This window comes from Akkermansia muciniphila, from assembly GCF_030848305.1.
Taxonomy (GTDB): Bacteria; Verrucomicrobiota; Verrucomicrobiia; order Verrucomicrobiales; family Akkermansiaceae; genus Akkermansia; species Akkermansia muciniphila_A.
Genome location: NZ_CP114598.1, coordinates 489,875 through 512,729, shown reverse-complemented (window position 1 = coordinate 512,729; position 22,855 = coordinate 489,875). Strand labels below are relative to the sequence as shown.

General features: G+C 56.8%; 19 protein-coding genes. 12 read left to right on the top strand and 7 right to left on the bottom strand.

Annotated features, from left to right (window positions below; genetic code table 11):
• Positions 1–11 precede the first annotated feature (11 nt).
• Positions 12–1,049, bottom strand: coding sequence for a UDP-3-O-(3-hydroxymyristoyl)glucosamine N-acyltransferase (gene lpxD / locus O4G22_RS02300; RefSeq protein ID WP_306702059.1), 1,038 nt, complete (start codon positions 1,047–1,049; stop codon positions 12–14).
• 39 nt (positions 1,050–1,088) lie between these two features.
• Complete coding sequence (locus O4G22_RS02295) at positions 1,089–1,685, bottom strand: OmpH family outer membrane protein (protein WP_295977583.1); 597 nt, start codon at positions 1,683–1,685, stop codon at positions 1,089–1,091.
• Between the two features lie 149 nt (positions 1,686–1,834).
• On the opposite strand from O4G22_RS02295, the gene panC reads away from it, so the two are divergent.
• Positions 1,835–2,680, top strand: a complete 846-nt coding sequence (panC, locus tag O4G22_RS02290; protein WP_094137412.1) for a pantoate--beta-alanine ligase — start codon at positions 1,835–1,837, stop codon at positions 2,678–2,680.
• A gap of 30 nt (positions 2,681–2,710) precedes the next feature.
• Entirely contained in the window at positions 2,711–3,364 is a 654-nt protein-coding gene (locus O4G22_RS02285) for an ABC transporter ATP-binding protein (protein ID WP_287159773.1), read from the top strand.
• A gap of 31 nt (positions 3,365–3,395) precedes the next feature.
• Here O4G22_RS02285 and O4G22_RS02280 read toward each other — a convergent pair whose 3' ends face one another.
• Positions 3,396–3,539, bottom strand: a complete 144-nt coding sequence (locus O4G22_RS02280; protein WP_306702058.1) for a hypothetical protein — start codon at positions 3,537–3,539, stop codon at positions 3,396–3,398.
• A gap of 168 nt (positions 3,540–3,707) precedes the next feature.
• Entirely contained in the window at positions 3,708–4,196 is a 489-nt protein-coding gene (locus tag O4G22_RS02275; protein WP_306702057.1) for a hypothetical protein, read from the bottom strand.
• Positions 4,197–4,513: 317 nt separating this feature from the next.
• On the opposite strand from O4G22_RS02275, the gene cdaA reads away from it, so the two are divergent.
• From cdaA to bioD, 3 genes are read left to right on the top strand one after another with little or no spacing between them, the layout of a single operon-like run.
• Positions 4,514–5,305: a diadenylate cyclase CdaA gene (gene cdaA / locus O4G22_RS02270; RefSeq protein ID WP_306713917.1), complete on the top strand. Its 792-nt coding sequence runs from the start codon at positions 4,514–4,516 to the stop codon at positions 5,303–5,305.
• Complete coding sequence (locus O4G22_RS02265; protein WP_164917374.1) at positions 5,283–5,435, top strand: hypothetical protein; 153 nt, start codon at positions 5,283–5,285, stop codon at positions 5,433–5,435. The genes cdaA and O4G22_RS02265 overlap by 23 nt, the downstream gene beginning before the upstream one ends.
• A gap of 12 nt (positions 5,436–5,447) precedes the next feature.
• Positions 5,448–6,089 carry a dethiobiotin synthase gene (gene bioD / locus O4G22_RS02260; protein WP_102737483.1) on the top strand — a complete coding sequence of 214 codons (642 nt, stop codon included), beginning with the start codon at positions 5,448–5,450 and terminating at the stop codon, positions 6,087–6,089.
• 244 nt (positions 6,090–6,333) lie between these two features.
• Here bioD and O4G22_RS02255 read toward each other — a convergent pair whose 3' ends face one another.
• Entirely contained in the window at positions 6,334–7,713 is a 1,380-nt protein-coding gene (locus O4G22_RS02255) for an alkaline phosphatase family protein (protein WP_306702055.1), read from the bottom strand.
• Positions 7,714–7,766: 53 nt separating this feature from the next.
• Here O4G22_RS02255 and rph point away from each other — a divergent pair, with 53 nt between their 5' ends.
• Complete coding sequence (gene rph / locus O4G22_RS02250; RefSeq protein WP_094137418.1) at positions 7,767–8,579, top strand: ribonuclease PH; 813 nt, start codon at positions 7,767–7,769, stop codon at positions 8,577–8,579.
• A 194-nt stretch (positions 8,580–8,773) separates the two neighbouring features.
• On the top strand, positions 8,774–9,532 hold the full coding sequence (locus O4G22_RS02245) for a type II secretion system protein (RefSeq protein WP_022198426.1): 759 nt from the start codon (positions 8,774–8,776) through the stop codon (positions 9,530–9,532).
• A gap of 580 nt (positions 9,533–10,112) precedes the next feature.
• Here the strand turns inward: O4G22_RS02245 and O4G22_RS02240 are convergent.
• Positions 10,113–12,191 (bottom strand): alpha-L-fucosidase, encoded by a 2,079-nt coding sequence (locus O4G22_RS02240; RefSeq protein WP_306702054.1) that lies wholly within the window; start codon positions 12,189–12,191, stop codon positions 10,113–10,115.
• Positions 12,192–12,378: 187 nt separating this feature from the next.
• Between O4G22_RS02240 and O4G22_RS02235 the strand changes: the two genes are divergently transcribed.
• Together O4G22_RS02235 and nadD are read left to right on the top strand one after the other, a co-directional pair.
• Positions 12,379–13,056 carry a M23 family metallopeptidase gene (locus tag O4G22_RS02235; RefSeq protein WP_012419445.1) on the top strand — a complete coding sequence of 226 codons (678 nt, stop codon included), beginning with the start codon at positions 12,379–12,381 and terminating at the stop codon, positions 13,054–13,056.
• Between the two features lie 10 nt (positions 13,057–13,066).
• Positions 13,067–13,648 (top strand): nicotinate (nicotinamide) nucleotide adenylyltransferase, encoded by a 582-nt coding sequence (nadD, locus tag O4G22_RS02230; RefSeq protein WP_306702053.1) that lies wholly within the window; start codon positions 13,067–13,069, stop codon positions 13,646–13,648.
• Positions 13,649–13,667: 19 nt separating this feature from the next.
• Here the strand turns inward: nadD and truA are convergent, their stop codons facing one another.
• Entirely contained in the window at positions 13,668–14,459 is a 792-nt protein-coding gene (gene truA / locus O4G22_RS02225; RefSeq protein ID WP_306702052.1) for a tRNA pseudouridine(38-40) synthase TruA, read from the bottom strand.
• 114 nt (positions 14,460–14,573) lie between these two features.
• On the opposite strand from truA, the gene O4G22_RS02220 reads away from it, so the two are divergent.
• Genes O4G22_RS02220 through O4G22_RS02210 form a run of 3 tightly spaced genes read left to right on the top strand, consistent with a single transcriptional unit; the run spans position 14,574 to position 22,673 of the window.
• Complete coding sequence (locus O4G22_RS02220) at positions 14,574–15,872, top strand: hypothetical protein (protein WP_306702051.1); 1,299 nt, start codon at positions 14,574–14,576, stop codon at positions 15,870–15,872.
• Positions 15,872–21,055: a hypothetical protein gene (locus O4G22_RS02215; RefSeq protein ID WP_306713916.1), complete on the top strand. Its 5,184-nt coding sequence runs from the start codon at positions 15,872–15,874 to the stop codon at positions 21,053–21,055. The genes O4G22_RS02220 and O4G22_RS02215 overlap by 1 nt, the downstream gene beginning before the upstream one ends.
• A complete protein-coding gene (locus tag O4G22_RS02210; protein ID WP_306702048.1) occupies positions 21,042–22,673 on the top strand; it encodes a hypothetical protein in 1,632 nt (543 codons plus the stop codon). Before O4G22_RS02215 ends, O4G22_RS02210 begins: the two co-directional genes overlap by 14 nt.
• The last annotated feature ends 182 nt before the right edge of the window (positions 22,674–22,855 follow it).

Here is a 22,855-nt window from a genome sequence, read left to right as displayed (position 1 = left end):
TATGATGCCCGTTATTTGCCGGAAGAATCCAACTCTTTTTTGAGCGCCCGGACTTCTTTAATCAATGCCGGAAGTTTTTTGAGGGCAGCGTATTGGCGGGTGGCGTCCTTGTAGGGGAAAGCCGGCATGCCCCAGTAAGTAGAGTTTTCCGGAATGTCCGAGAGGACTCCCGTTTTGGCTCCTAGCGTGGATTTGGAACCGATTTTGAGGTGTCCTGAGATGCCGACCTGGGCGGCAATGGTGGCGTAGTCCCCCACTTTGGTGCTGCCGGCTATGCCGGATTGGGCGACGATGATGCAATGCCTGCCGACAACGACGTTGTGACCGAGCTGGATCAGGTTGTCTATTTTGGTGCCTTCCCCCACAATGGTGCGGCCGAATCTGGCGCGGTCAATCGTGGTGTTGGCTCCTACGTCCACGTCATCCCCCAGTTCCACAATGCCCACCTGGTCAATGCCCACATAGCGCCCATTGTCTCCCATCAGGAAACCGAACCCATCGGAACCGATGACGGCTCCGGGCTGGATGGTTACCCGGTTACCGAGTTTGCAGCGTTCCCTGATAGTTACGTGGGCATGCAGGCGGCAGTTTTCCCCCATGGAGACGCCGTCTCCGATATCGCAGCCGTTGCCGATGTCCGTTCCGTCTCCGATTACGCAGTGAGCGCCGATGTAGGTATAGGCTCCTACATGGATTTTGTCCGGGTTGAAGCTGGCCGTGGGGTCGATAATGGCTGTAGGATGAATTCCGGGGGTAAACCGGTAGGCGGAAGCCATGAAGTATTTCACCAGGGCGTTGAATGCCATGGAGGGGTTGTCCACTTCCACGAATGCGGCATGTTCCGGGTACGCAGGCAGACCCGGAGGCACCAGCACGATTCCGGCGGAGGTGTTCAGGAAGTCCTGGAAGTATTTTTCGTTGCCAAGGAAGGAGGCTTCCTCGCGGGATGCGTCAAGAAGGGAAGCGACCCCGAATACAGTCAGTTCGGGGTCGCCGGAAAGGATTTTTCCCCCGGTGAGGGCGGCCACGGCTTCAAGTGTAAGCTTCATGGGTATATGATTCCGCCTTCCCGGGGGTAATGTCAAGGGTTAGTTGGCCGGGGCCGCGGGAGCGGCGGGAGCGGCCGGGGTCTTTTTCTTGGTGGGGTCAAACCCTTTGGGGGCGTCCTTGTTGAGTTCTTTCATCACCGCAGGGGTAATGTCCATGCCGGGCTTCGTGTAAACGAATACCTGGTTGGACCGGAGGGCCTGGGCGCTTTTGTCCAGAACGAGGTCATAGTTGCCCTGGGTGGCGATGCCTTCCGTGATTTTTGTGATTTCCCCCATGATTTTGGCGGAACGCACTTTCATTTGTTCCTGAAGGGATTTAAGCTGGCGTTCCACAAATCCGCGGCGTTCCTGTTCCAGCGCAATGACTTCCTGGCGCTTGATCTGGGCTTTTTGTTCCAGCTCCTTTTTGTCCTTTTCATTCAGCATGGGATCTTGGAGCCTTTTGACCATATCATTGAAGTCCGCTTCCATTTTCTTGATGGTTTCCGCGCGGGTATTGTTGGTTTCCTGCACCGTCTGGGCAGCCTTGTCTACTTCCGCCTGGGCTTCATGGGTCTTGTAGTAGTCAGCGAAGAGTTTCTGCACATCCACCGTCGCTACCTTCAGTTCAGCGTTGGCCGTGGCGCTTAATGCCATTGCTGCTGATACACCTAATGCTGTTTTGAAGAATCTCATAATTTTTAGCGTCTTCTGACTTTACCAGTTTACATGTGGAATGGCATGCGTCAACCTTCTAGCAATATTTCAGGATTGAACTTTTGTCATCATGGGGCCACTTTAGGCGCATGCAAACATTTTCCACCAAGGCCCAGTTGAGAGCTGCCCTCCTCAAGCATCACCGCAAGCATGACCATGTGGTTCTCGTCCCTACAATGGGGGCTCTCCACGCCGGACACCGCGCTCTGCTGGAACAGGCGCGCAAACTGGCCGGGGAGGATGGCGTAGTGGTTGCCAGTATTTTCGTCAATCCTATCCAGTTCAACAATTCCTCCGACCTCCAGACTTATCCCCGGACTCCTGAAAAGGATTTGGAGGTGTGCGAAGGAGCAGGCGTGGATTATGTGTTTTCCCCTGCTTCTGAAGAAATGTATGCCGGAGAACGCAGCATTTCCGTGGAAGAAGGCTTTTTGTCCGCAACATTGTGCGGCGCGTCCCGCCCGGGGCATTTTTCCGGCGTCTGCACGGTGCTTGCCAAGCTGTTTAACCTGGTGCAGCCCACGGACGCCATTTTCGGCAAGAAGGATTACCAGCAGCTTGCGATTATCCGCCGCATGGTGCGCGACCTGGATTTTCCGGTGCGCATTCACGGGGCGGAGATTGTAAGGCACAGTAACGGGCTGGCTTATTCCTCCCGGAATGCCCGTCTGACGCCGGAGCAGAAGGAACAGGCCGTGGTAATACGGCAGGCCATGCTTCAGGCCCGGGACGAGTTCCAGGCCGGAGGGGACGTCTCCAAAGTGAAGGAGCATGCCGCCGCCATGATTGAAGGGGTGCCCGGCACGAGCATCGATTATCTGGAGATTGTGGATGCGGAGACCATGCAGCCGCTGGCAGTGAACCGGAAGCCGGCCCTGATGGCCGCAGCCGTCTATTTCGGAGACGTGCGTCTTATTGACAACATAGAACTTTAATCCGGAGAGGATTTTCTTATACTGCGCCCCGTGATTACCGCCGCCAACCTCCACCGCAGCTATTCCATCGGCAAGAAGTCCATTGAAATCCTGCATGGGGTGGATTTGCACATCGCCGCCGGAGAGAAGGTGTTCCTGTGCGGACCCAGCGGGGCCGGAAAGACCACGCTGATGTATACGCTGGCCGGATTGGAAACGCCTCAAGAGGGAAAGGTAATGATTGACGGTACGGACATTTACGCCTTGTCCGCCACGGCCCGGTCCGTGTTCCGGAACCGGAACATGGGGTTTATTTTCCAGAATTACCTGCTGATGCCGGAATTGACGGCACTGGAAAACGCCTGTCTGGCTTCCTCCATCGGCCGGAGGCCGCGAGTGGAATATGTGAGGGAACTGATGGAGCGCGTGGGCTTGTCCCACCGCCTGAACCATCTGCCCAGCGAGCTGAGCGGCGGGGAACAGCAGCGCGTGGCAATTGCCCGCGCCCTGGCGAACGACGCCCCCATTATTTTTGCGGATGAACCCACCGGAAATTTGGACCGGAAGAACGGAGCGGAGGTGCTGGATCTTTTATTCGGCCTGGCGGACGAGTCCCGCAAAACGCTGGTGATTGTGACGCATGACGAACATCTGGCAAGGAGAGGGGACCGCATTATTACGATTATGGACGGGCAGGCCGTCTGAGGCTGCCGGGCGTAGGGAGTGCCTACCGTTATTATTTGATGTCCGCCGCAAGATGCAGGGCGGCCTGGAACATTCCCCGGATCACCTGTGCTATGCAGCGGTAATCCGGCGTTTCCGGACGGTCTCCCTGCTGATGGCAGTTCGGGTTCCGGAAAAGAAAGGAGTCCGGCATCATGACGGCGGCCAGGTTTTGGCCCGAAAATGGCGGAAGTCAAAAGCTGGTGCTCCAACTTCTGACTTCCGCAGGATTGAGACAGACGGCAGATAGGAAGGGACGCCTATGTTTCTAAATTGTCCGGGCCCGTCTGCCGCTGTCTCTTCTGCCGATGACGGCGATCATACATTATTCCCTGTAGTCTTCGTCGGAATCACCTTTGCCTAGAAATGCGAAATCCGGGGAACTTCCCGCTGTGTCCAGCAGTGAGCTCCATGTGAGATTGGGGTAATCAATGAGATCGTGTGCATAAGTCAGCATATTGTCCGGCGCCTGTCCGTATCCACGTCCTACTTCACAGACGCATAAGATGAGAATGAGGTGTATGGCTGGTGATACAGGAGCGTCTTCCGGGATTCCCTCATTGAAATATTTGATAAATGCATTTGCAGATTCCTGGCTGTCATTATCCAATTCCTGAAAGAGTTTTTTATAGGATTGGGGCCTTCCTTTTTTTATTACCGGGTCATATTTTTGCCAGCCTCTTCCCAATTTTATATCCAGTTTCCCTTTAATTTGTTCAAATATTTGCGTAACTTCAGCAGGATCCCTATCTTGAAGTTTCACCCAGGCGAGCCAGATTTTTCCTGCTCCTTTCAATTGTTCGACTGTTATCATTTTGCGGTATTATTTTCGTGTTTGTTTTTTCAGCGTATCCGTCGCAAGCTCATGCGCAGAGCCGGGGAAAATCCCTGTTTTTTGAAGTCTTGCTTTATGCGGATTTACATCGTTAATTTAATCCGATTTTTGCTTATTGTTATTATTTGTTTCCCAAAGAGCCGTTCTTTTTTTTGAGAGCTTCTATCTGTCTCCGGAACGTACAGGGATGTTTTCAGATTTGGGGAATTGAGATGAACGGTAAATTCCCGGCGCCTTCCGGCAACGCGAGAGGATCGGTATTGCATTCGGGTGGGTTGTTGTGTAGCTTGTTGGGCATGTGGGACTGGATTGTGATCAAGGATACGCTCCGGGCGATCGTTGAAATTTTCATCCTGTGGGTGTTCCTATACCAGATTTACCGCGCTTTCCACGCAACGCGCGGCGCGCGCATTATGGTGGGGCTGTTCGCCTGCTTTCTGGCCCTGGTGGTGCTGGCCTTTTTCTTTCAGCTCAATGTTATTTCATGGATACTGACGCGCATTTTCGCCCCCGGTCTGGCGCTGGCTTTGGTGGTGATTTTCCAGCCGGAGCTGCGCGTAGGGCTGGCAAAGCTGGGAAGCCACCCGTTTTTCTCTTCCTTCGCCAAGCTTCAGCGGGTAGATTTCCTGGATAATTTCTGCAAGGCGGTAAGCAAGCTTTCCAACCAGCGGTTCGGCGCCCTGTTCGCTTTTGAGCGGAGCATCAGCATGAAGCCTATTGAGGATTCCGGCGTGAAGCTGGACGCCATTTTTTCTCCGGAGCTGGCCCTGACGATTTTCCATACCAAGACGGCCCTTCACGACGGAGGCGTGGTAATTTTCGGCGACCGCATTTCCGCTGCTGCCTGCGTGTTCCCGGTTTCCCAGAAGGAAATGAGCGACCGCACCCTGGGGCTGCGCCACCGCGCGGGCGTGGGCATGTCTGAGGAGAGCGACTGCGTGGTGGTGGTGGTGTCCGAGGAAACGGGGGCTATCGCCCTGGCCGTAGGCGGGAAACTGGAACGCAACCTGACTCCGGAACAGTTGAAGGGGCGTCTTGAGGAACTGCTGAATATTTCTTCTTCCAATGAAAAAACTGCTATTGCTTAACTGGCCGGCCAAGCTGTTCTGTCTGGTGCTGGCCGTGATTATCTGGTCTTTCATTAATCACTGGGTGACTACGAATGACGGCGTGTCCACCCGCGGGCAGCTTGAGGAGATTAGAAGATCCCATCCCTGAATATTTATCGTTATGAGGAATTTCATTGTTACCGGTACCGATACGGAAGTCGGGAAAACTTATGTGAGCTGCCTGATCGTCAAATCTTTAAGAGAGGCGGGCATTAATGCCGCCGGGTTCAAGCCCGTGGCCTGCGGAGACAGGCAGGATGCCCGCCTTCTGCGTGAAGCCGGGCCAAAGGGGCTGACGCTGAATGAACTGAATCCCGTTTTTTTGAGGAATGCCACATGTCCCTATGTAGCCGCACGGCTGGAGAATACGCAGGTGGATGAAGAGGTTATCCGGAACGCTTATGACGCGCTGTCCGCCGCACATGAATGCGTGCTGGTGGAAGGGGTGGGGGGCTGGGAAGTACCCATTGGCCCCGGACGGAATTTCAGCGACATGGCTGCGGATTTCAAGCTGCCTGTTCTTCTGGTGATAGGCAACAAGCTGGGGGCCATCAACCATGCCCTGCTGACGCTGAATGCGATCAAGAGACGCGGCTTGGAATGCCTGGGCATCGTGTTTAATAATGTGAAAGAGGAATGGGATACTGCCTGCGTGACGAACAGGAGCATGGTAGAGGAGTTTTCCGATGCGCCCATTCTCGGCGAACTGATTCATGGGCAGGATTACATGGATATGGAACCCCTGCTGAAACGTTTGCTCTGACAGGGCGGGGGTAGCGAATGAGTGGGATAGCGGTGAAGGCTCCTGTCCCTTATTGCTAGGGTTGCGGAGTGAAACAGCGATGTGAAGGAATAATCATGTCGTGTTGGAGCGGATGGGGAGAACGCTACGGTTTCCCAGGCGTGGAAGCCCTGTTTTTGCGGAACGGCATCCGTTGCGGGAAATTTCTTTGTATGGAGTATGATTCCTGTCCGGATGTCTGCTGACAGGGCGTCCCTTCCCGTCATTATTCTTTTTCAAAGACGGAGAGGATGGCTTGATGGACATCCTCAGCGGCATGAATTTTCGGCAGGGAGGCCGGGCCGATGAACACGGGCTGCTGGTTTGCAGGCACCCGGTCTCTGCCATGGGAGCCTTTCACCTGGTCTCCGTTGAGGGGGATAACTTTCATCAGGGCGCGGAACCCCAGCTTTTTTTTCAGCAGAAAGGCGGCGGCATGGAACATGGGGAAGGCAAGGTCCGGATCAAAGAACATTTCCGCGGGGTCATAGCCGGGTTTGCGGTGGATGTCCACGCAGCGGGCGAAGTCCGGCGCCTTGGTGTCATCCAGCCAGTAATAGTAGGTGAACCATGCGTCCGGGGCCGCGACGGCGGTGAATTCCGGCAGGCGTTCCAGAGCCGTGAAAGAAAGGCCGGAGAAGTCCGTTTCCCTGATTTCTTCCACTCCGGGGGTAGCGGAGAGCAGCGCTTTCACTTCTTCTTTTACGGAAGGATCATTGATGTAGATATGGGCAGTCTGGTGATCCGCCACGGCAAAGGCGCGGGAGGCGCCGCAGTCCAGCATTTCCGTACCCATTTCCGGTTTGACGGTGATCCAGCCCCGTTCCCGGAAGATGCGGTTGAGGGCAATGCTGCGGGATACGTCGGAAATGCCGTATTCACTGAGGACGAGGGGGGTGACGCCTTCCCGTTCCAGAAAGTCGATCAAGTCGCAGAGAAGACCGTCCATAGCCTCCGCCGCATGGGCCGCCTGAGTTGAGGATGGACCGAATTTCTGAAGGTCATAGTCCAGATAGGGCAGATAGATGAGGCTGAGGTCAGGGCGGTGTTTCCGTTCTATCCACCGGGCGGAGTCCGCTATCCATTGGGAGGACCGGATCCCTGCCATGGGGCCCCAGAAGGTGGGGAAGGGGAATTCTCCCAGGTCCTTTTTAATGGTTTCCCGGAGTTCCATGGGCTGGGTGTAAATGTCGAAGATTTTGCGGCCGTCCGCCGGGTACATGGGGCGCGGCGTGATGGTCCAGTCCGCCGTGGAATACATATTGTACCACCAGAAAAGTTTGGCGCAGGTGAAGCCGGAGCCGTACCGTTCACGCAGTTTCTCCCAGAGGCGCGGGCCCTGCACCAGCTTGTTGGACTGCTTCCAGAATTGGATTTCACACATGTTCCGGTTGTACCATCCGTTGCCGGGAATGGCGTGCTCCCGCGGGGAAAGCCCTGTCACGTAGGTGCTCTGGGCGGAACAGGTGAGGGCCGGAAAGGCCGGAGGGAAGGAGGAAACGCTCCGCTCCCCCGCCCAGGCGGAGAACCGCGGCATGTGTTCCATCATCTGGAGGGAAAGGGCCACCACGTCAATGACGGCCACACGGGTGCGAGGGTGTTTCATGGGAGGGATATTAGCTGTTTGGAAGGGGAATTCCATCTTTCCATTTGAAAAAGATGACGGCATCCGTCATGATTCCCCGCATGGAACGTCAGGATAAACGACTTGTGGACCAGTTGCGTCCGATCAGCTTTGAAACGGGTATTGCCCCGAATGCCACGGCTTCCGTGCTGGTGACTTTCGGACGCACCAAGGTGATTTGCGCCGTTACGATTGAGGAGGATGTGCCCCGCTGGATGAAGGTTCAGCGTGTGGAGGGAGGATGGCTGACGGCGGAGTATTCCATGCTTCCCTATTCCACGCTTGACCGTAAACGCCGGGATATTACGGCGGGGAAACTGGACGGACGTTCCAGCGAGATCCAGCGTCTGATCGGCCGTTCTCTGAGGGCGGCCGTGGATCTGGGCAAGATTGGCCAGCGCACGATTTGGGTGGACTGCGACGTCTTACAGGCTGATGGCGGTACCCGCACCGCTTCCATTACCGGGGCTTCCGTAGCTCTGGCCATTGCCGTAAACAAGCTTGTCGCGGAAGGAAAACTGGCGGAGTCTCCCATGAAGAGGCTGGTTTCCGCCGTATCCGTGGGAATACTGGGGGGAGAGGCTCTGCTGGATCTCTGCTATGTGGAGGACAAGGATGCGGAAGTGGACATGAATCTGGTGATGACCGACCAGGGAGAGTTTGTGGAGGTGCAGGGTTCCGGTGAAGAGGCCGTGTTCACGGCTGACCAGATGAACAGGATGCTGGAATTAGGCCGCAAGGGGCTGGAAGAGATTGCAGAACTCCAGCGGCAGGTGATTGCCGAGGAGGACAGGCCGGACGCCGGAGCTTTGGAAGGGTTGAGTTCCTTTTTCGGCAGCGGCAGGTAGGAATTTCCCCTGTGGCCCGGGGGGGCCCGGGCCTTTTGCAAGGGGGGCGGAGGCGGAGTTTTCACGCCCTTGCAGGGCCAAGATTTTTATGAGAATATGCTTGTCCTGACTGGGAAATCGCGTTAATAGTAGAAACGAACATAGATAACCACGTACGGTTTTCTTAAACTGTAAACATTCCATCATATCCAACAATGAAAGTATCTTTTGCAACACGCCAGTTACGCAGGGGGTTTACCCTGATTGAACTTTTGGTTGTCATTGCCATTATCGCCCTGCTGGCTTCCGTGGCATATGGTCCTATTCTGAATCAGATCAACAAAGGCGACCAGATGCAGGCCCTGACCAACATGAAGAACGTGGGTGTGGCGATGAACGAGTTCAAGGCCAACAGCAAACTGGGCAATTTCCCCGATGACATCACTGCCGACCGCGTTGTGGCCCAGCATAATTACATGAGCGGCCTGGGCGCGCTTCAGGGCGATACTTCCAATGACTATTTCCGCCAGCTTCTGGGCAATGAGTCTGTTTCCGAAAGCAACTTCTACGCCAAGGTTCAGACTCCTTCCGGCGGTTCCACCGTTACTCCCAACGGCGAAATTTACGACGGACAGGCCCTGACCCCCGGTGAAGTGGGCATTTCCTATGTCATGCGCAAGGGCGACAATAACAAGAAGGTAGGTATTGGAAGTTCCGTAGGGGAATATCCCCTGATGGTCACTTCCGTGCTTCCCGGTGAAGACGGCAGCACCGTTGTGGCCGGCAATGCCGTGCGTTTCGACCCGGAAAGCTTCCGTGGCAAGGTTCTGATTTTCACGACTGCCCAGAGCGCCAAGACTCTGGAACTGGACGACAACGACAACCTTCAGGATACCTTCATTCCCAAGAGAAGGGGCAAGGACATCAGCGACCAGTTCCTGATCCTCACGCCCGATTTCAGCGGCCAGGAATAAGTTTGCCGGCAGTATGATTTTGTACAGGGCGCATCCTTTCGGATGCGCCCTTTTTCATGCCTGATTTTTGAAAAGGAAATCTTCTGTTTTACGGAAATCTCCTGCCGAGTTGACCGGTTCTGTCCGTTGTTTGCTTAAAATAGATTTTACGATGTAAGGAAAGTGCCGGGTTTCCAGACGATAAGAAGATTGTCTATACAGACAGGAGACGGAACAGAACCTTCTGGAGATGATATCGTGGCTGATTTCAGGAAGCAGGCGTTTTTCCCGGGGGCCTGCCGTTGGTATGGGGTTGCAGGGCTCTTGCCGATTTCAATATGTTCCGCATATCGCTGGGTCTGAAGATGCAGCCATGCCGGACCGTCTCTTTGACCCTTTGGCCGTTGCGGCAATATACGGGATATTCCCAGCCTGCTGAAGCGCTGCAGGATGAGTTGGGAGGAATTCCGGCTTATATTCTCCTGCTTGTTTTGATGCCAGTTTGTGTCGGAACCTGTTTCGCAAAAATGAATTCGTGCCGCAAAAAAGGCATTCCGGCCGTAAAAACCGGAATGCCCTGGTGGGGAAAGCCTGGGAGGTTTTATTTGTCTGCGGGAGTGCCGAAAACGTTTATTTCCGCGGCGGAGGCGCTGTTGCCGTCCAGAGATCTGGTGCCGATGAAGCGGAAATAACGCACGGGTTCATTCACGTTCTTGAGATTAATGGATTGCTCAATGGGGTTGGCGCGCAGATTGGAGAATTCCCCTTCCGCCGCTTTCGTCCAGTTCTTCCCATCCGCGCTTACTTCAAATTGGTATTTATCCGTCATGCCGGAGGTTTTCCCATCCTGTCTGGGAAGGTAGGAGAAGCTGGAAACCTGGTACGGTTTTCCCATATCCACCACAAAGGATTGAGGCGCTTCCGCCTTGGCTAGCCAGGAGGTTTCCGGGTTGTCGTCGATGGCCGCCGCCGCATTTCCGGATGTGGCGGTTTTCACTTTCCATCCGGTTTTGCTGATGCCGAATTTGGCCTGGCTGACGGGGCCCAGTTTACCGTTGGAGAATTGGCAGCGGGCTTTGACAGTGCCGCACTTCGTAAATTTAGCACCCTGGCTGTAAACGGGAGATCCTGCCTTGGGTTCGCTGCCGTCCGTCGTGTACAGGATTTTATTTTTGCCGTCCGCGATGATGATAAGGTTGTCTCCGCGGCGGAAAATGGAGGGCCGTACGGCGCCCGCGGGCTGGCGGAAGAGGGAGAATTCCGAGATGCAGGGCGTGGCCTGGCTGCCCGTGATGCGCAGACGCAGTTTCTGGGTGGTGATGGGGCGGGGCAGGCGGCGCATGACCTGGTTGCCGATGGTTTTCCCTTCATTGTCGATACAAACCCATTTGCCATTGATGAAAGCGTCAATATTGAAGGAGTCCACGCGTTGTCCCAGGCGTGTTTGTTCGCGCAGCCGGATGACGTCGAAAGTGGCGGGTTTGGGCAGCGTAATAATGGCGGTGGGGGTCAGATTGTCATCTTCCACGGCCCAGTAGGTTTCAATGTTGCCGTCCGTCATGTTGGAGGGAGAGAATTTTTTGTCGTTGCCGCGCGTCTGGCTGGCTGTGACGGTTGCTCCCAACGCGTAATCCCTAGCATATAGCTTATCGCGCAGTTCCTTGAATTCCAGCAGGGATTTGACATCCGCAGGATCCAGTCTGCCTGTTTTGTCCGCCGCCACGTTCAGAATGAGGTTAGCTCCGCGGCCTACGGAATCAAACCATACCTGCATAAGTTCTTCAGGGGATTTGACGCGGGATGCCTGTCCCTGATGCCAGAACCAGCCGGCATGGTTGATGGTGGTGTCTCCTTCCGCCGGCACCCAGCGTTCTCCGCCGCGCATGCCGGTGCCTCCGCCTCCGCCGTTCAGCCCTACGGTGCTCCAATGGGGATAATTGACGTGGCCTTTTTCGGAGCCTCCCCAGCGGGCGTCTCCGTGGTGGCCCGCTCCCCAGATGATGCAGCCGGGCTGGATTTTGCGGATCATTTCCACGATTTTTTCAAAGTTATAGTATTTTTCCGCGTCACCGATATTGCGCTTTTCCCTGGCTCCTCCGTAATAGCCGTCTCCTCCATTGGCTCCGTCAAACCAGATTTCAAAGACAGGCCCGTAATTGGTCAGCAATTCCCGGATTTGTTTATAGTAAACGTCCAGGTAGCCATCTTTGCCGTAATCCGCGTTGTTGCGGTCCCAGGGGCTGAGGTAGGTGCCGAATTTGATACCATGCTTTTTGCAGGCAAGGGCGAATTCCCTGACTACATCTCCTTTGCCGTTTTTCCAAGGACTTTTGGTGATGTTGTGGTCCGTGGATTTGGTGGGCCAGGCGCAGAAGCCGTCATGATGTTTGGCCGTATAAATCATTCCTTTCATTCCGCCTTTTTTAAAGGTGGAGACGATATCGGAGGCATTAAAATCCGTGGGGTTGAAGATTTTCGGGTCTTCATCGCCGTAACCCCATTCCCGTCCCGTGAACGTATTCAGGCCAAAGTGGATGAAACCGTAGAATTCCATGCGCTGCCATTTGATTTGGGCAGGTGTAGGAATTGCGCCGTATGGTTTGGGCGGTGCTGCGGTCCAGCCGGGAAGCATGGAGGAAGAGAGAACTGTTCCGAGGAAGAGTGTTGTTAGCTTATTCATGCAGAAAAAAGTGTGTTGAAAAATACGGAGTCGCTCCTCCCTTCTTTCATACGGGGGCTTTGCTGTCAAGTTGAAAGGAATCGGGAAACAGGGGACAGCGTGTTAGTGAATTCTAACTTCGACATGCGGGGAATTCCGCTTGATACGGAGTAGGGAGCCGTTTAGCATACAAAGGACTTTCGTTCCCATGTCCTATTTCCGTTTTTTACTGCTGGCGCTGGTTTTTCTGACCGGTTCCGCGTTGATCAGCGAGAGCGCTCCCGTTTACATGGCCCGGCGGGACAGCAAGTTTGCGCTTGTTCCTCTTTGTGACGGTTTTGATTTTCCGGTAGGGAAGCCTGACGGCAACGGCTATTACCGGTCCCGCGGTTTGCGCCTGAAAAGTCCCCGTCACATGGGCGAGGATTGGAACGGCAATAAAGGAGGCAATTCCGATCTGGGCGATCCCGTTTATTCCGTAGGCCACGGGGTGGTAACTTATGCGGCGGATGCCCGGGGCGCGTGGGGAAAGGTGGTGATTGTGCGCCATGCTTTCCGTGAACCCAAGTCCGGAAAGGTTCTTTGCTGCCAGACGCTTTATTCCCATTTGAACGATATTAACGTTGTGCTGGGACAGTTGGTGCTGCGCGGCACCCAGGTAGGCACTATCGGCACGAACCGCGGCATGTATCCTGCCCATCTTCATGTTGAGCTGCATTACAACCCGGATGTGAATTGCGGCCATCAGGGGATTCCCAAGACGGAGCGCAATTACGGCCGCCTGACGGATTTTATTACCCGCTTCCGTCGCCTGCCTCTGGAGAAAAGGATGGTGCGCGTCCCCATCGGCGGGTTTCTGCCTTACAAGGGAACGGAAGGACTCTGACTTCTGCTGGATGACGGTGAAGCTGTGTATTTTCGGCGGTTCGTTTGATCCCGTGCATGAGGGGCATGTTTGCGTGGCCGGGCATGCACGGAAATATTACGGAATGGACCGCGTGCTGTTTATGCCGTGTTCCCTGTCTCCGCTGAAGGAACAGGCCCCCTCCGTGACGGATGACCAGCGTTGCCGGATGATTGAGCTGGCTCTTCAAGGGCTGGATTGGGCTGTGCTTGACCGGACGGATTTGGAACTTCCGCCTCCTTCATGGTCATGGAGGGTGGCTGAGCGGACGGCGGAGCGTTATCCCGGTGCGGAATTGTTCTGGCTGATGGGCAAGGATCAGTGGGATTCTCTGGAACAGTGGGGACGCTGGGAATATTTGTCCAGCCTGGTGACGTTCATTGTTTACCGCCGCGGCGGGGCTCCATCACCCAGGAAAGGGGTGCGCGCCCTTTTCATTGAAGGGGATGAACCCGCTTCTTCCACCCGCATACGGTATGATTTGCGTTCGGGCGTATGTCCGGTTCCCCATCTGAACCGGAAGGTGGAGGAGCTGATCAGGAGGGAAGGGCTGTACGGCGCGGCACGCGTCTAGAAGGACGGCTGGTTCCAATTTATTTCTTTTTGTCTCCGAACGTTTCTTCCGGGTAGTGGACCTGCATCAGCGTGAGTCCGTCCGGCGGGGCGCAAAACGGGCTTTTGTCATCCGGGAGCGGAACGTTGATGAGGCGCGCCAGTTCGTCCAGCGTTATTTTTCCCCGTGCGGCTTCATGGGCGGCGCCCGTCATGAGGCGCACCATTTTGTAGAGGAAGCCCGTTCCGGTAAAGGTGATGAAGACATGTTCCCCCGCCTGTTCCACTTGCGCCTGCATGATGGTCCGGCGGAAGTAATCCTCCGGAATAGGGCGCGGTTCATTGCCGCGCAGGGCGGCAAAGGCAGTGAAGTTATGCGTTCCCCGGAACAGGTGTACCGCCTGTTCCAGAATATCCACGCTCCATGCCAGAGGGCGGTGCCAGGCCAGCCCGGCGTCAAAAGGGTTGAGGATGGGCGCGCGTGAAATACAGTAACGGTAGGTTTTTCCCGTGGCGCTGAACCGGGCATGGAAACCGGGCGGAACGTATTCCGCATGGGTAATCCGGATGGTTCGGGGCAGGCGCGTGTTGAGCGCAGCAGGCCATTTGTCTGCAGGAATGCGGTGGGTATCCGGAGCGTCTGCATGAAAAACCTGGCCCAGCGCATGAACGCCGGCGTCTGTCCTGCCGGAACCGTGGATGCGGCAGGAGGTCCCAAAGAGCCCGGAAAAGGCTCGTTCCAGCACGTCCTGGACGGTCCGGCCTCCCGGCTGGCTTTGCCAGCCCAGGTAGGGGCGTCCGTCATATGCGGCAATGAAACGAATGCGGGGCATAGGGATGATTGTGTTGGAACGGCCCGGTTTTGGCAAGTGGCAAGTGTCGGACGGTGACGGTTTGGAATGGATGCCGTCCGTTCCATCCGCTCTCTAGCTTGGAAGCCGTTAACGATGGCTATACGAATACAGGATTTTGGAATGTTGCATGTGGCTCCGGATTTGTCCGGCGTGATTCCGTTGAATGCTTTTGAAGCACAGGCCGCCAGTGTGCGGGACCTGGCGGCGGGCGTGATGGATGTGTCCGGAGCGGCTGGAGCTGCGCTGAAGGAAATGCAGGAGGTGAGGGATGCCGGCCAATGGGCGCAGGCCCGTGACGGGATGTACCGTTTTGAACAGGACGTGATGCGGGAGCTGGAAGCAGGAGGGGATTCGGAACACCTTCAGGAGAGATGGAAGAAGGCGCTGACAGAACGGCTTCCTTCCTATCTGCCTGCCCGGATGTCCGGCCCGGTGAGGGAGCGCGTGGCCCTGGCGAGGGAGAATCTGGAGACGGCCGGGAGCATTTATTTGCAGAAGATGTCCCGTCTGGGGCAGTTGGAGGAGGCGCGCCGGTTTTGGGCCGGGGGGGTGGAGTCCGCCGTGGAGCAGGGAGAGGCCGCTCTGGCCGAACGCAGGATTAGGGAGGGCAGCGGAATATTTGTAACGGGAGACGAGGCTTCCCGTATGGCGGAGGAAGCGCATTCCCGCGCAGCGCTGAATCGGGCGGTGGAGGAGGTTCGCCGTGATCCTGCTGCTGCGGTACGTCTCGTTTCCCGGCAGGAGAAGATGCCGGAAACTCCGGAGGAAAAGAAGGTGGCGGAAGAGGCTGCTGCGGCGTATGGGGAGTTGAAGCGGCGTTATGCGGATGCTCTGGCGGCCACTGTGTCCGGCGGCGGGTTGCTGCGGGATGACGGATTGGCGAATGCGGAGAAGCATGGCTTGATCAGTTCCGAGCAGTTGAGGCGTTATACGGCTTCCCGCGACCGGAGGCAGACGGCGGAATTTTCCGGTATCAGCATTCCGGAGGACGATATGCTGTTGTGTCGCATGACCTCTCTGATTGATGAGGACTGCGGGGGGGAGGAAGATGCTGATGCCCTGATAGAAGTGGCCACTTCAGGTTTGCCAGCCGTTCAGGTGGAAAGGCTGCTCCGGCGGCGCGAGGTAATGTCGGGAATACCCCGCGAATTGCGTCGCGCTGCTTCCCGGCGCCTGTCCTCCATGTTCCGGAATGGCGCGTGGGGGCCGCCTGATGATGCCCGCGCGGCAGAGGAATGGAAGCGTGTCCAGACGGAATTGGCGGAGGCGGTGAAGAGGGCCCCGGAGCAGCCGGCGGCGGAGATGGAAAAGGTTTTTGAGAAAGAGAAACGCCTCCAGGATGCCGGCTGGGTGGGGTTTTCAGATATGAATAACGAAAAAGAAAGAAAGTGATGATGGAGGATCATGGAGACAGGAAACAGGCAGAGACGCTCCCTATGGAAGGGAGTTCTCCGAAAGAGGTTCCCGGAATTGTGGGGGAAAGCCATATCCGGGAAGAGAACGCGGCGCTCTCCGAACCTTCCGGTACGGAAAAATTCCCGGAACGGGAGTCGGAAAGGGAGGAATATTGGAATAGCGTATTGACGGGGGATGTGATGACCATTCCGCGGGAAGTGAGGATGAAAGCGGAGGCGATGTATCCGGCAGGGACGGCGGACCGGGAAAGAATTGCCGCGTGCGTCATGCAGTCCTGGGTGGCGGATTCCGGGGCGATTCCCCGTGAACGCATCCGGAGGGACTGGAAGAATATCCGGGAACAGGTGGCGCGGCAGTATGGAGCGTCCGGAAAGTCTGATGACGAATTATTCGTGGCAGTTTCCATGCACAATCAGGTGCGCCTTTCCCGGAGGGAGACTTTGTTTGAATTGTACCAGGAAGAGTATGAACGTACTCTGTCCGGTGGCGGGATGGTTCCTGACGAACGGGGAAGGGAAGCCATTTCCTTATGGCCGGAGGAGTTGCAGGCTGTGGCGCGGCAATTGAAGGGCCGGGCCGTGTCCGATGCTCTGGATGACAGGAACCGTCTGGCGGATGCCGCCGGGATTATCCGCAAGGGATTGGAGGGGCTGGTAGCCAATGATGAGCCGGCGAAAGAAAGTTTTCCCGCCGTGCAACTGAACCGGCAAGCCGTTGCCGGAGCTTCGGACGTCATACGCGCCGTGGATTGTCTGGCTTCCCTGGGGGATGGAGACCGTCAAAAGGTGTTCCGCATGATGGCTCCCTATTTTCGTTCCCGTTCCGCCTTCCGGGATGCCCTGGGGGGCGCGCTTAAACGCGGCGCCGCAGAGGTCGCAGAGAATGCGGCCCAGCTGGCTGTAAACGGCGCGGCATGGCTCCTGCCGGAGGGGAGGGAAAAGGAGGCGCTGGACAATTATTCCCGGAGTTTTGAAGAGCTGAGGAATTTTGCCAGGATGGAGTTTGCCCCGCTGCGCGGGGGAAAGGATTCCCCTTGGTTCCGGGAGATGCTGGTGGACATGGCCCAGCAGGGAGCGTCCACGGCTTTGGCGTTTTGCGGCCCTGCCGGGCTTGGTATGTTGATGGCGGGGGAGACGGGGCGCCATATGGCGGAGGCCCGGCGCATGAATCCGGACGGTGTGTTTGATGCCCAGATGGGGGGAGCTGTCGTCTCCGGCGGGGTGAATACCTTGCTTTCCTTTGGAATGACGAAGCTGGGCCAGAAGATGCTGGGGCAGGGAATGCGGGCGTTCCGGGCCATGAGGCCCGCATCCGGGAATTCCGGTGCGTTTTTTTCCGGAATGGGAGCCGTTGCGGCGGATGCCGTGAAGATGGAGGCGGAAAATAAATTGATGGAGTTGACTCCCATGGTCATTCAGGAAGGCGTGGGCGCTCTTACAAATAAGGCGTCCGGCGTGGACTGGGAGGGATGGCGGGCCAGACAGGCTTCCGCGGATGACCAGTTGAGGGAGGCCGTCATGATGATGCCTTTCCTGCTGATAGGCGCGGGAAAGATTACTCTGAATCATTTCCGCCATGCCGGAATGCTGCTTGGAGACGGTTCCCCGCTGAAAGTATTCGGCATTCCGGATGAAACGGTTTCCCGAATTTTGCGGGAGAAGGATGTAAGCCGTGCCGGGGAATTGTTGCAGAAGTCCCTGCGGAATTCTCCGCTATGGGGATCTTTATACATTTCCAGAAAGGCTTTGGAGTGGTCTCGCGCACTGGATGAAGCCGGAGAGCCTTTTTTGAAGACGGAGCAGGATGTAAGAGATTTTTTGGACTTGCCTTCTCCTGTACGTACAAGACCTTGGAAGATGCGGGATTTCCCCGAATCGGAAGCGGTGTTGAAAAAGCTTTTTCCTCATCCGGATTATGCTGCGGCCAGAACCAAGTGGCTGCTGCGTGCCGGCCTGCCCCGCGTGGGGGAAGCCGCTGCAGCGGACGGGCAGCCCGTTTATGGGGCGGAACCGGCTCCCGGCGTGAAAATGAAGCGAACGCAGGGCCGGCCTTCTGTGGAGGAGGCTCTTTCTTCCTGGTATGAGACGCTGGTCCGTATGGAAGAGGAAGATTTGGGGCTGGTCCGGAACAGGAATGGACGGGAAATCCCATGGCGTTTAAGGAATGCGGAGGAATATGACATCCAGGCGGATGCTTTGCGCCGGGCGTTTGTGGAAGAGAGGCTGAAGAAGCGCGCTTATCGGCCGTACAGGATGTTGTTGCTGGCTTATCCGGAAGAGGCGGGAAGCCGTGCGGGTTTTTCCGGCAGGGACTGGGACGCCGTTACGGCGGATATGGATCTCCGGACACGAGCCAATGTTTATGAAGGAGTGATGGAACGGGTGCACGGCGTCCCGCATGAGGAGGTGTCCGGCCATGTGGCTTTTCGTTTATGGAAGTCATTTTGCCGGGATGAAGGCGCTTGCGCCAGAGCGCGCCGGTGGCTGGAGGAAGGAAGTGCGTTGCTGAACGCTCCGGATTTGTTGTCTGAATCTTTTAACCGGGACGGCCTGCCCTCCGCCCTGGCCAGGATGAGCGGCATGATGGCCGCCCTTGGAGGAGCGGAACGCCACGGGGTAAGTCCGGAGCTGCGGGAAATGAACCGCATAGTGTGGGGAACCCAGGCGGATGTGAACAGCCTGTACCACGTGCTTCCCAACATGAAGGAATTTGACGTGCATGTGGGGCGCGGCTACACGCCTGTGGAGAGTTACGGGCGGCTGCTGGCCCGGTTTCTGGAGGTGGCGCCGGAAAATGTGGCCCGTTATGCCTCTGTGCTGGATGCCCCGCGGCTGCATGCCGGGCCGGAACAGGTTTCTCCGCGTATTTATCCGGGGACGCGGAAAACGGTGGAGAATCTTCTCCAGTTGACTCCGCGCCTGTTTCAGTCGTTTCCCGGAGGGGAGGGGGCGGAAAGGCTGTGGAGAATAAAATATCCCAATGGCAGGTGGTCGGACTGGCATCCTTCTCGGGCGGCGGCGGAAGCGGACCTGATGGCTAATGTTTCCATGATGTTTTCTGCCGCCTGCTCAGCCAAGAGGGATTTGATCCGTAGCTGGAAATGGCATGCCCTCAACGGGCGGCCGGAGTGGGATACCAATTATCTGCGGCTGACAGCCGGGTTGGAAAATGTGCAGGGGGGGCGGCTTTCCTGCCTGTATGACAGCCTGACGGCCATGGCGGTGGCGGATATGCTGAAAGCCGGTTACGGCGTGCGTGGAGCAGTGGGGTCCGGGGATCGTCTGGAGGTGACGGGCCGGGGCCGTCTTGCCGCTGAAACGCTGATGAGCCGTGACGCCCTGTTGGAGCGCATGAATATTCACGAAAAGTATGTAGGTTACGCGCAGAGGCTGGGCGTGGATGCGGACAATTTGCCCGTTTCCTCAGCCAAGGGGTTGGTAATGCACCGGCTGAGGCTTCACAATACGGCCAATCCCCTGGCTTTGATCGAAGACAAGGCGGAAGTCGTATGGGACAGGCTGATGCGCACGGATCAGCTTTCCCCGGAAGGCGCTTGGGAGATGTTGAAACGTCTGGAACGTGTGCCGCGCCGCAGGAAGCTCTCTGGGGAAACGGAATTGATTGAGGAGTTGTCCCAGCTGTCCAAGGAGTATTTTTTTGCCCATCTGGATCATGACGCCGTACCGGAAACGGTAGCCTCCTGGGCGCGCTACGGGGCAGCAAGCCCGGATAAGGCTATGGAGCCTCTGGAGGAGCTGGCGCGCCGCGCCGGGCTGCTGAAGAAAACGCTGAAGGAGGAACCGGAAACCGTTGAATTCATGGGCATGCTCCGTGAGACGGTGGGGATGAATGACCGGATACGGGCTGAACGCGCCTGGGAGCCGGCCGGAGGGGAGGTCCGCCTCCCCATGGTGGAGAGGTACTCTCACAGCCTGATGTCCGGTCGGCTGCTGTCTACCGTTCCGGACCACGTGAAAGAGGGGCTGGCGCGTTCCCTGTCCGCTCTGGACGGATACGCGGGCGGTTCCGTACGCAGGATGGAGCGGCTGGCGGAAAACCGCATGAGGGAACTGTCCCGGGCGTTTCAGGAGTTCCCCCAGCTGAATTCCTGGCGTCCTGATCCGGAACATCCCGGCCTGTACCTGCATTTGGTGAAAAAGCCGTTCCGAGCCGGACTGGGGCCTCTGCGCGCGAAGGATGTTTCCCTGGAGGCTTTGGGAGAACATCTTCCGGAACCCATTCTGGAAGCCCCCCTGTATGTGGAAGAAGATTTTTCCGTCAGGCGTGGCGTTCCCGCCCCTGCCGCATGGCGCAGCCGTCCGGATGTGGTCCGGGCTGTGGAGACGCTGGATGCCGTGAGGCGGGATTTTGCAGGCCGACCGGAAGCTACGGAGTCCGGCGTTAGCTGGAAGGGGGGGATTTACCGGATTGATTCCGAAGCGGCTCCCGCGGGGGTGACGTCTGCCTGGAAACGGGAACTCCCGTTGGATGAGGCCATTTCCCTGATTGATGTTCTGGACCGCAGGCAGGAGGAATTGAGAGGCGGCATGCTTCCCTTCCTTCCTGAGCCGGAGGAAGCGCGCGCGATGTATGCCAATTGCGTGATTTACCGTGACCCGGACGACCCGGGGCATACCGTGCGCCTGATGCCGGGCATTCCGGAAAGTCCCGTACGGCAGGCGCGCGCGCCTTATGTGGTGCATGCATGGAACGGCGTTTATCTGGACAGCCGGGGAGCGCCTGCGGTGTCCGAACGGGATTCCTATATTCCTCTGGAGTGCTTTACGGGAGCCGGGGAGGAACCTTCCCTGAAAGATTCACGGATGAGCCGCACCCGGTTCCTGGACCGGATTTTGGAAACGCTGGGGGATGCAGATGCCCAGGAACGATGGTGGTGGGACAGAAGGCAGGCTGTGGGATGCTTCATGGAGGATGTCGTCAGGCTGTATGAGGAACTGGGCGTGCGTGAAAATTATTTGAAGGGAAAGTTTGATTTGCTTGATCCCGTGATGGTGCAGACGCTCCGGTTCGTTTCCCACGTGCTGAACGATCCACTGGCATACCGCCTTCCCCTGGACAAAGGGACGGAGGCACAGAAGGGGATGACCAGGGAAGGAGCCTTGTTGAAAGAATTGATAGAGGAACATGGAACATTCTAATCATTTGACGGAATCATGGAGCCTGCCGTGGCAGTCCGTCCTGTCCAGCCAGCTTTGGAGACTGGAACACCTGTACTGGATAGAGAACAAAGCCGGTCAGCTTCAGCGTTTTTCCCTGAACAGGGCGCAGCGGCGGCTGCATGAGCGGCTGTGGTACAGAAATGACATCCTGAAGGCGCGCCAGTTGGGCATTTCCACGTATGTGGCCATGCTGATGCTGGATATGAGCCTGTTCCGGTCCAATTTCCATTGCGGAATCATTGACAAAAGCCTGCCGGACGCCCAGCAGAAACTGGCCAAGCTGCATTTTGCCTGGGACCATCTGGATTACGTGCCGCCCAACCCCTCTGCGATGGATGTGGCCCTGGCCCGGCTGGGAGAGAGAATCAAGAGCCTTTCCGGCGTGGAAAAAAAGGGGGAATGGCAGCCCTGTACGCTGGCGCGCAGCCGCCTGGCTTTTTCCAATGGGAGCGATGTGCGGGTGGGGACGAATCTGCGAGGGGGAACCATGCAGTTTCTCCATGTTTCCGAGCTGGCGTATGTTTCCGTGCATGCCCCGTGGAGGGCCAGGGAAATCCGTACGGGGGCAATCAATACAGTTCCTCCCGGCGGTTTTATTCTGAAAGAAAGCACTCATGAGGGCGGACGGTACGGAGTGAATTATGAACTGACGCGCCAGGCCATGGAAAACATGGGCAAAAGCGAGCTTTCCCCCTTGGATTTCAGATTCTTTTTTTTCAGCTGGTTTGACCAGGATGAGTACACTTTGCCGGGGCGCGGCAGATGGAGCAGGGAACTGGATGAGTATTTCCTTTCCCTGGAACGGGAGACCGGAGTGGTTCTGGATGCGGGGCAGAAGAGATGGTATGCCCGGATGGCCCGGGTGATGGGCGCCTCCATGAAGCAGGAGTATCCGGGAACGCCGCAGGAGGCTTTTGCTACAGGGGAAGAAGGCAGTATTTACGGCAGCCGTATCATGGCCCTGCGGGAGCGGGGGCGGGTAGGGGTGGAGTTTGAGGCTGATCCGGACGCTCCCACTTTCACGGCATGGGATCTTGGGCTGAGTGACCATACGGCCATTTGGCTTGTGCAGATCATGGGAGACAGTTTCCACTGGCTGGACCATTATGCCGCCAGCCAGCAGCCCCTGGCCCATTATGTTGAAAGAATGAAGGAATGGGAAAAAAATCATGGTGTTGCGGTAACGTTCCATCTTTTGCCCCATGACGCTGCACGGAGGGATGCCCACGGCATTTCCTACGTGGAGAATATGGGAAGGCTGGGATTGGTGAATGTGCGCGTCGTCCCCAGAACCACGGATGTCTGGCGCGGCATTAATACGCTGAGGGAATTGCTGGAGCGCAGTTTTTTCCATGCCCGCACCCAGGAAAAGGCGCGAGGCATTTGCGGGGAAGAGGAGCCCGGAGGTGTAGAGCATCTGGAGTTGTACAGGTCCAGGCCTCCCGGCGTAGGCGGGGCCATTGCGGAAAGTCCCGTGCATGACGGGCATTCTCACACGGCGGATGCCGCGCGTACTTTTGCGGAGGCGTGGTCTCATGGCCTGCTTCATGGAACCGGGAATGGACGGGAGCGCGGCAGGCGCGCCCGGATGTGGTGACGGCGGGGAGGAGAAACGGGAAAGAGATTTTTTTTGATTGATAGTTGACAGTTTTGTCAAAAAGCGGTTCTTTTTTCCGGCCTTCAGCTGTCTAACGCAGTGATGCGATTTATTGAGATGAAATTATCCCTTTTCCATCCGTTGGTTTCCTGCCTGTGCGTTCCGTTTTTGATTTCGTCCTG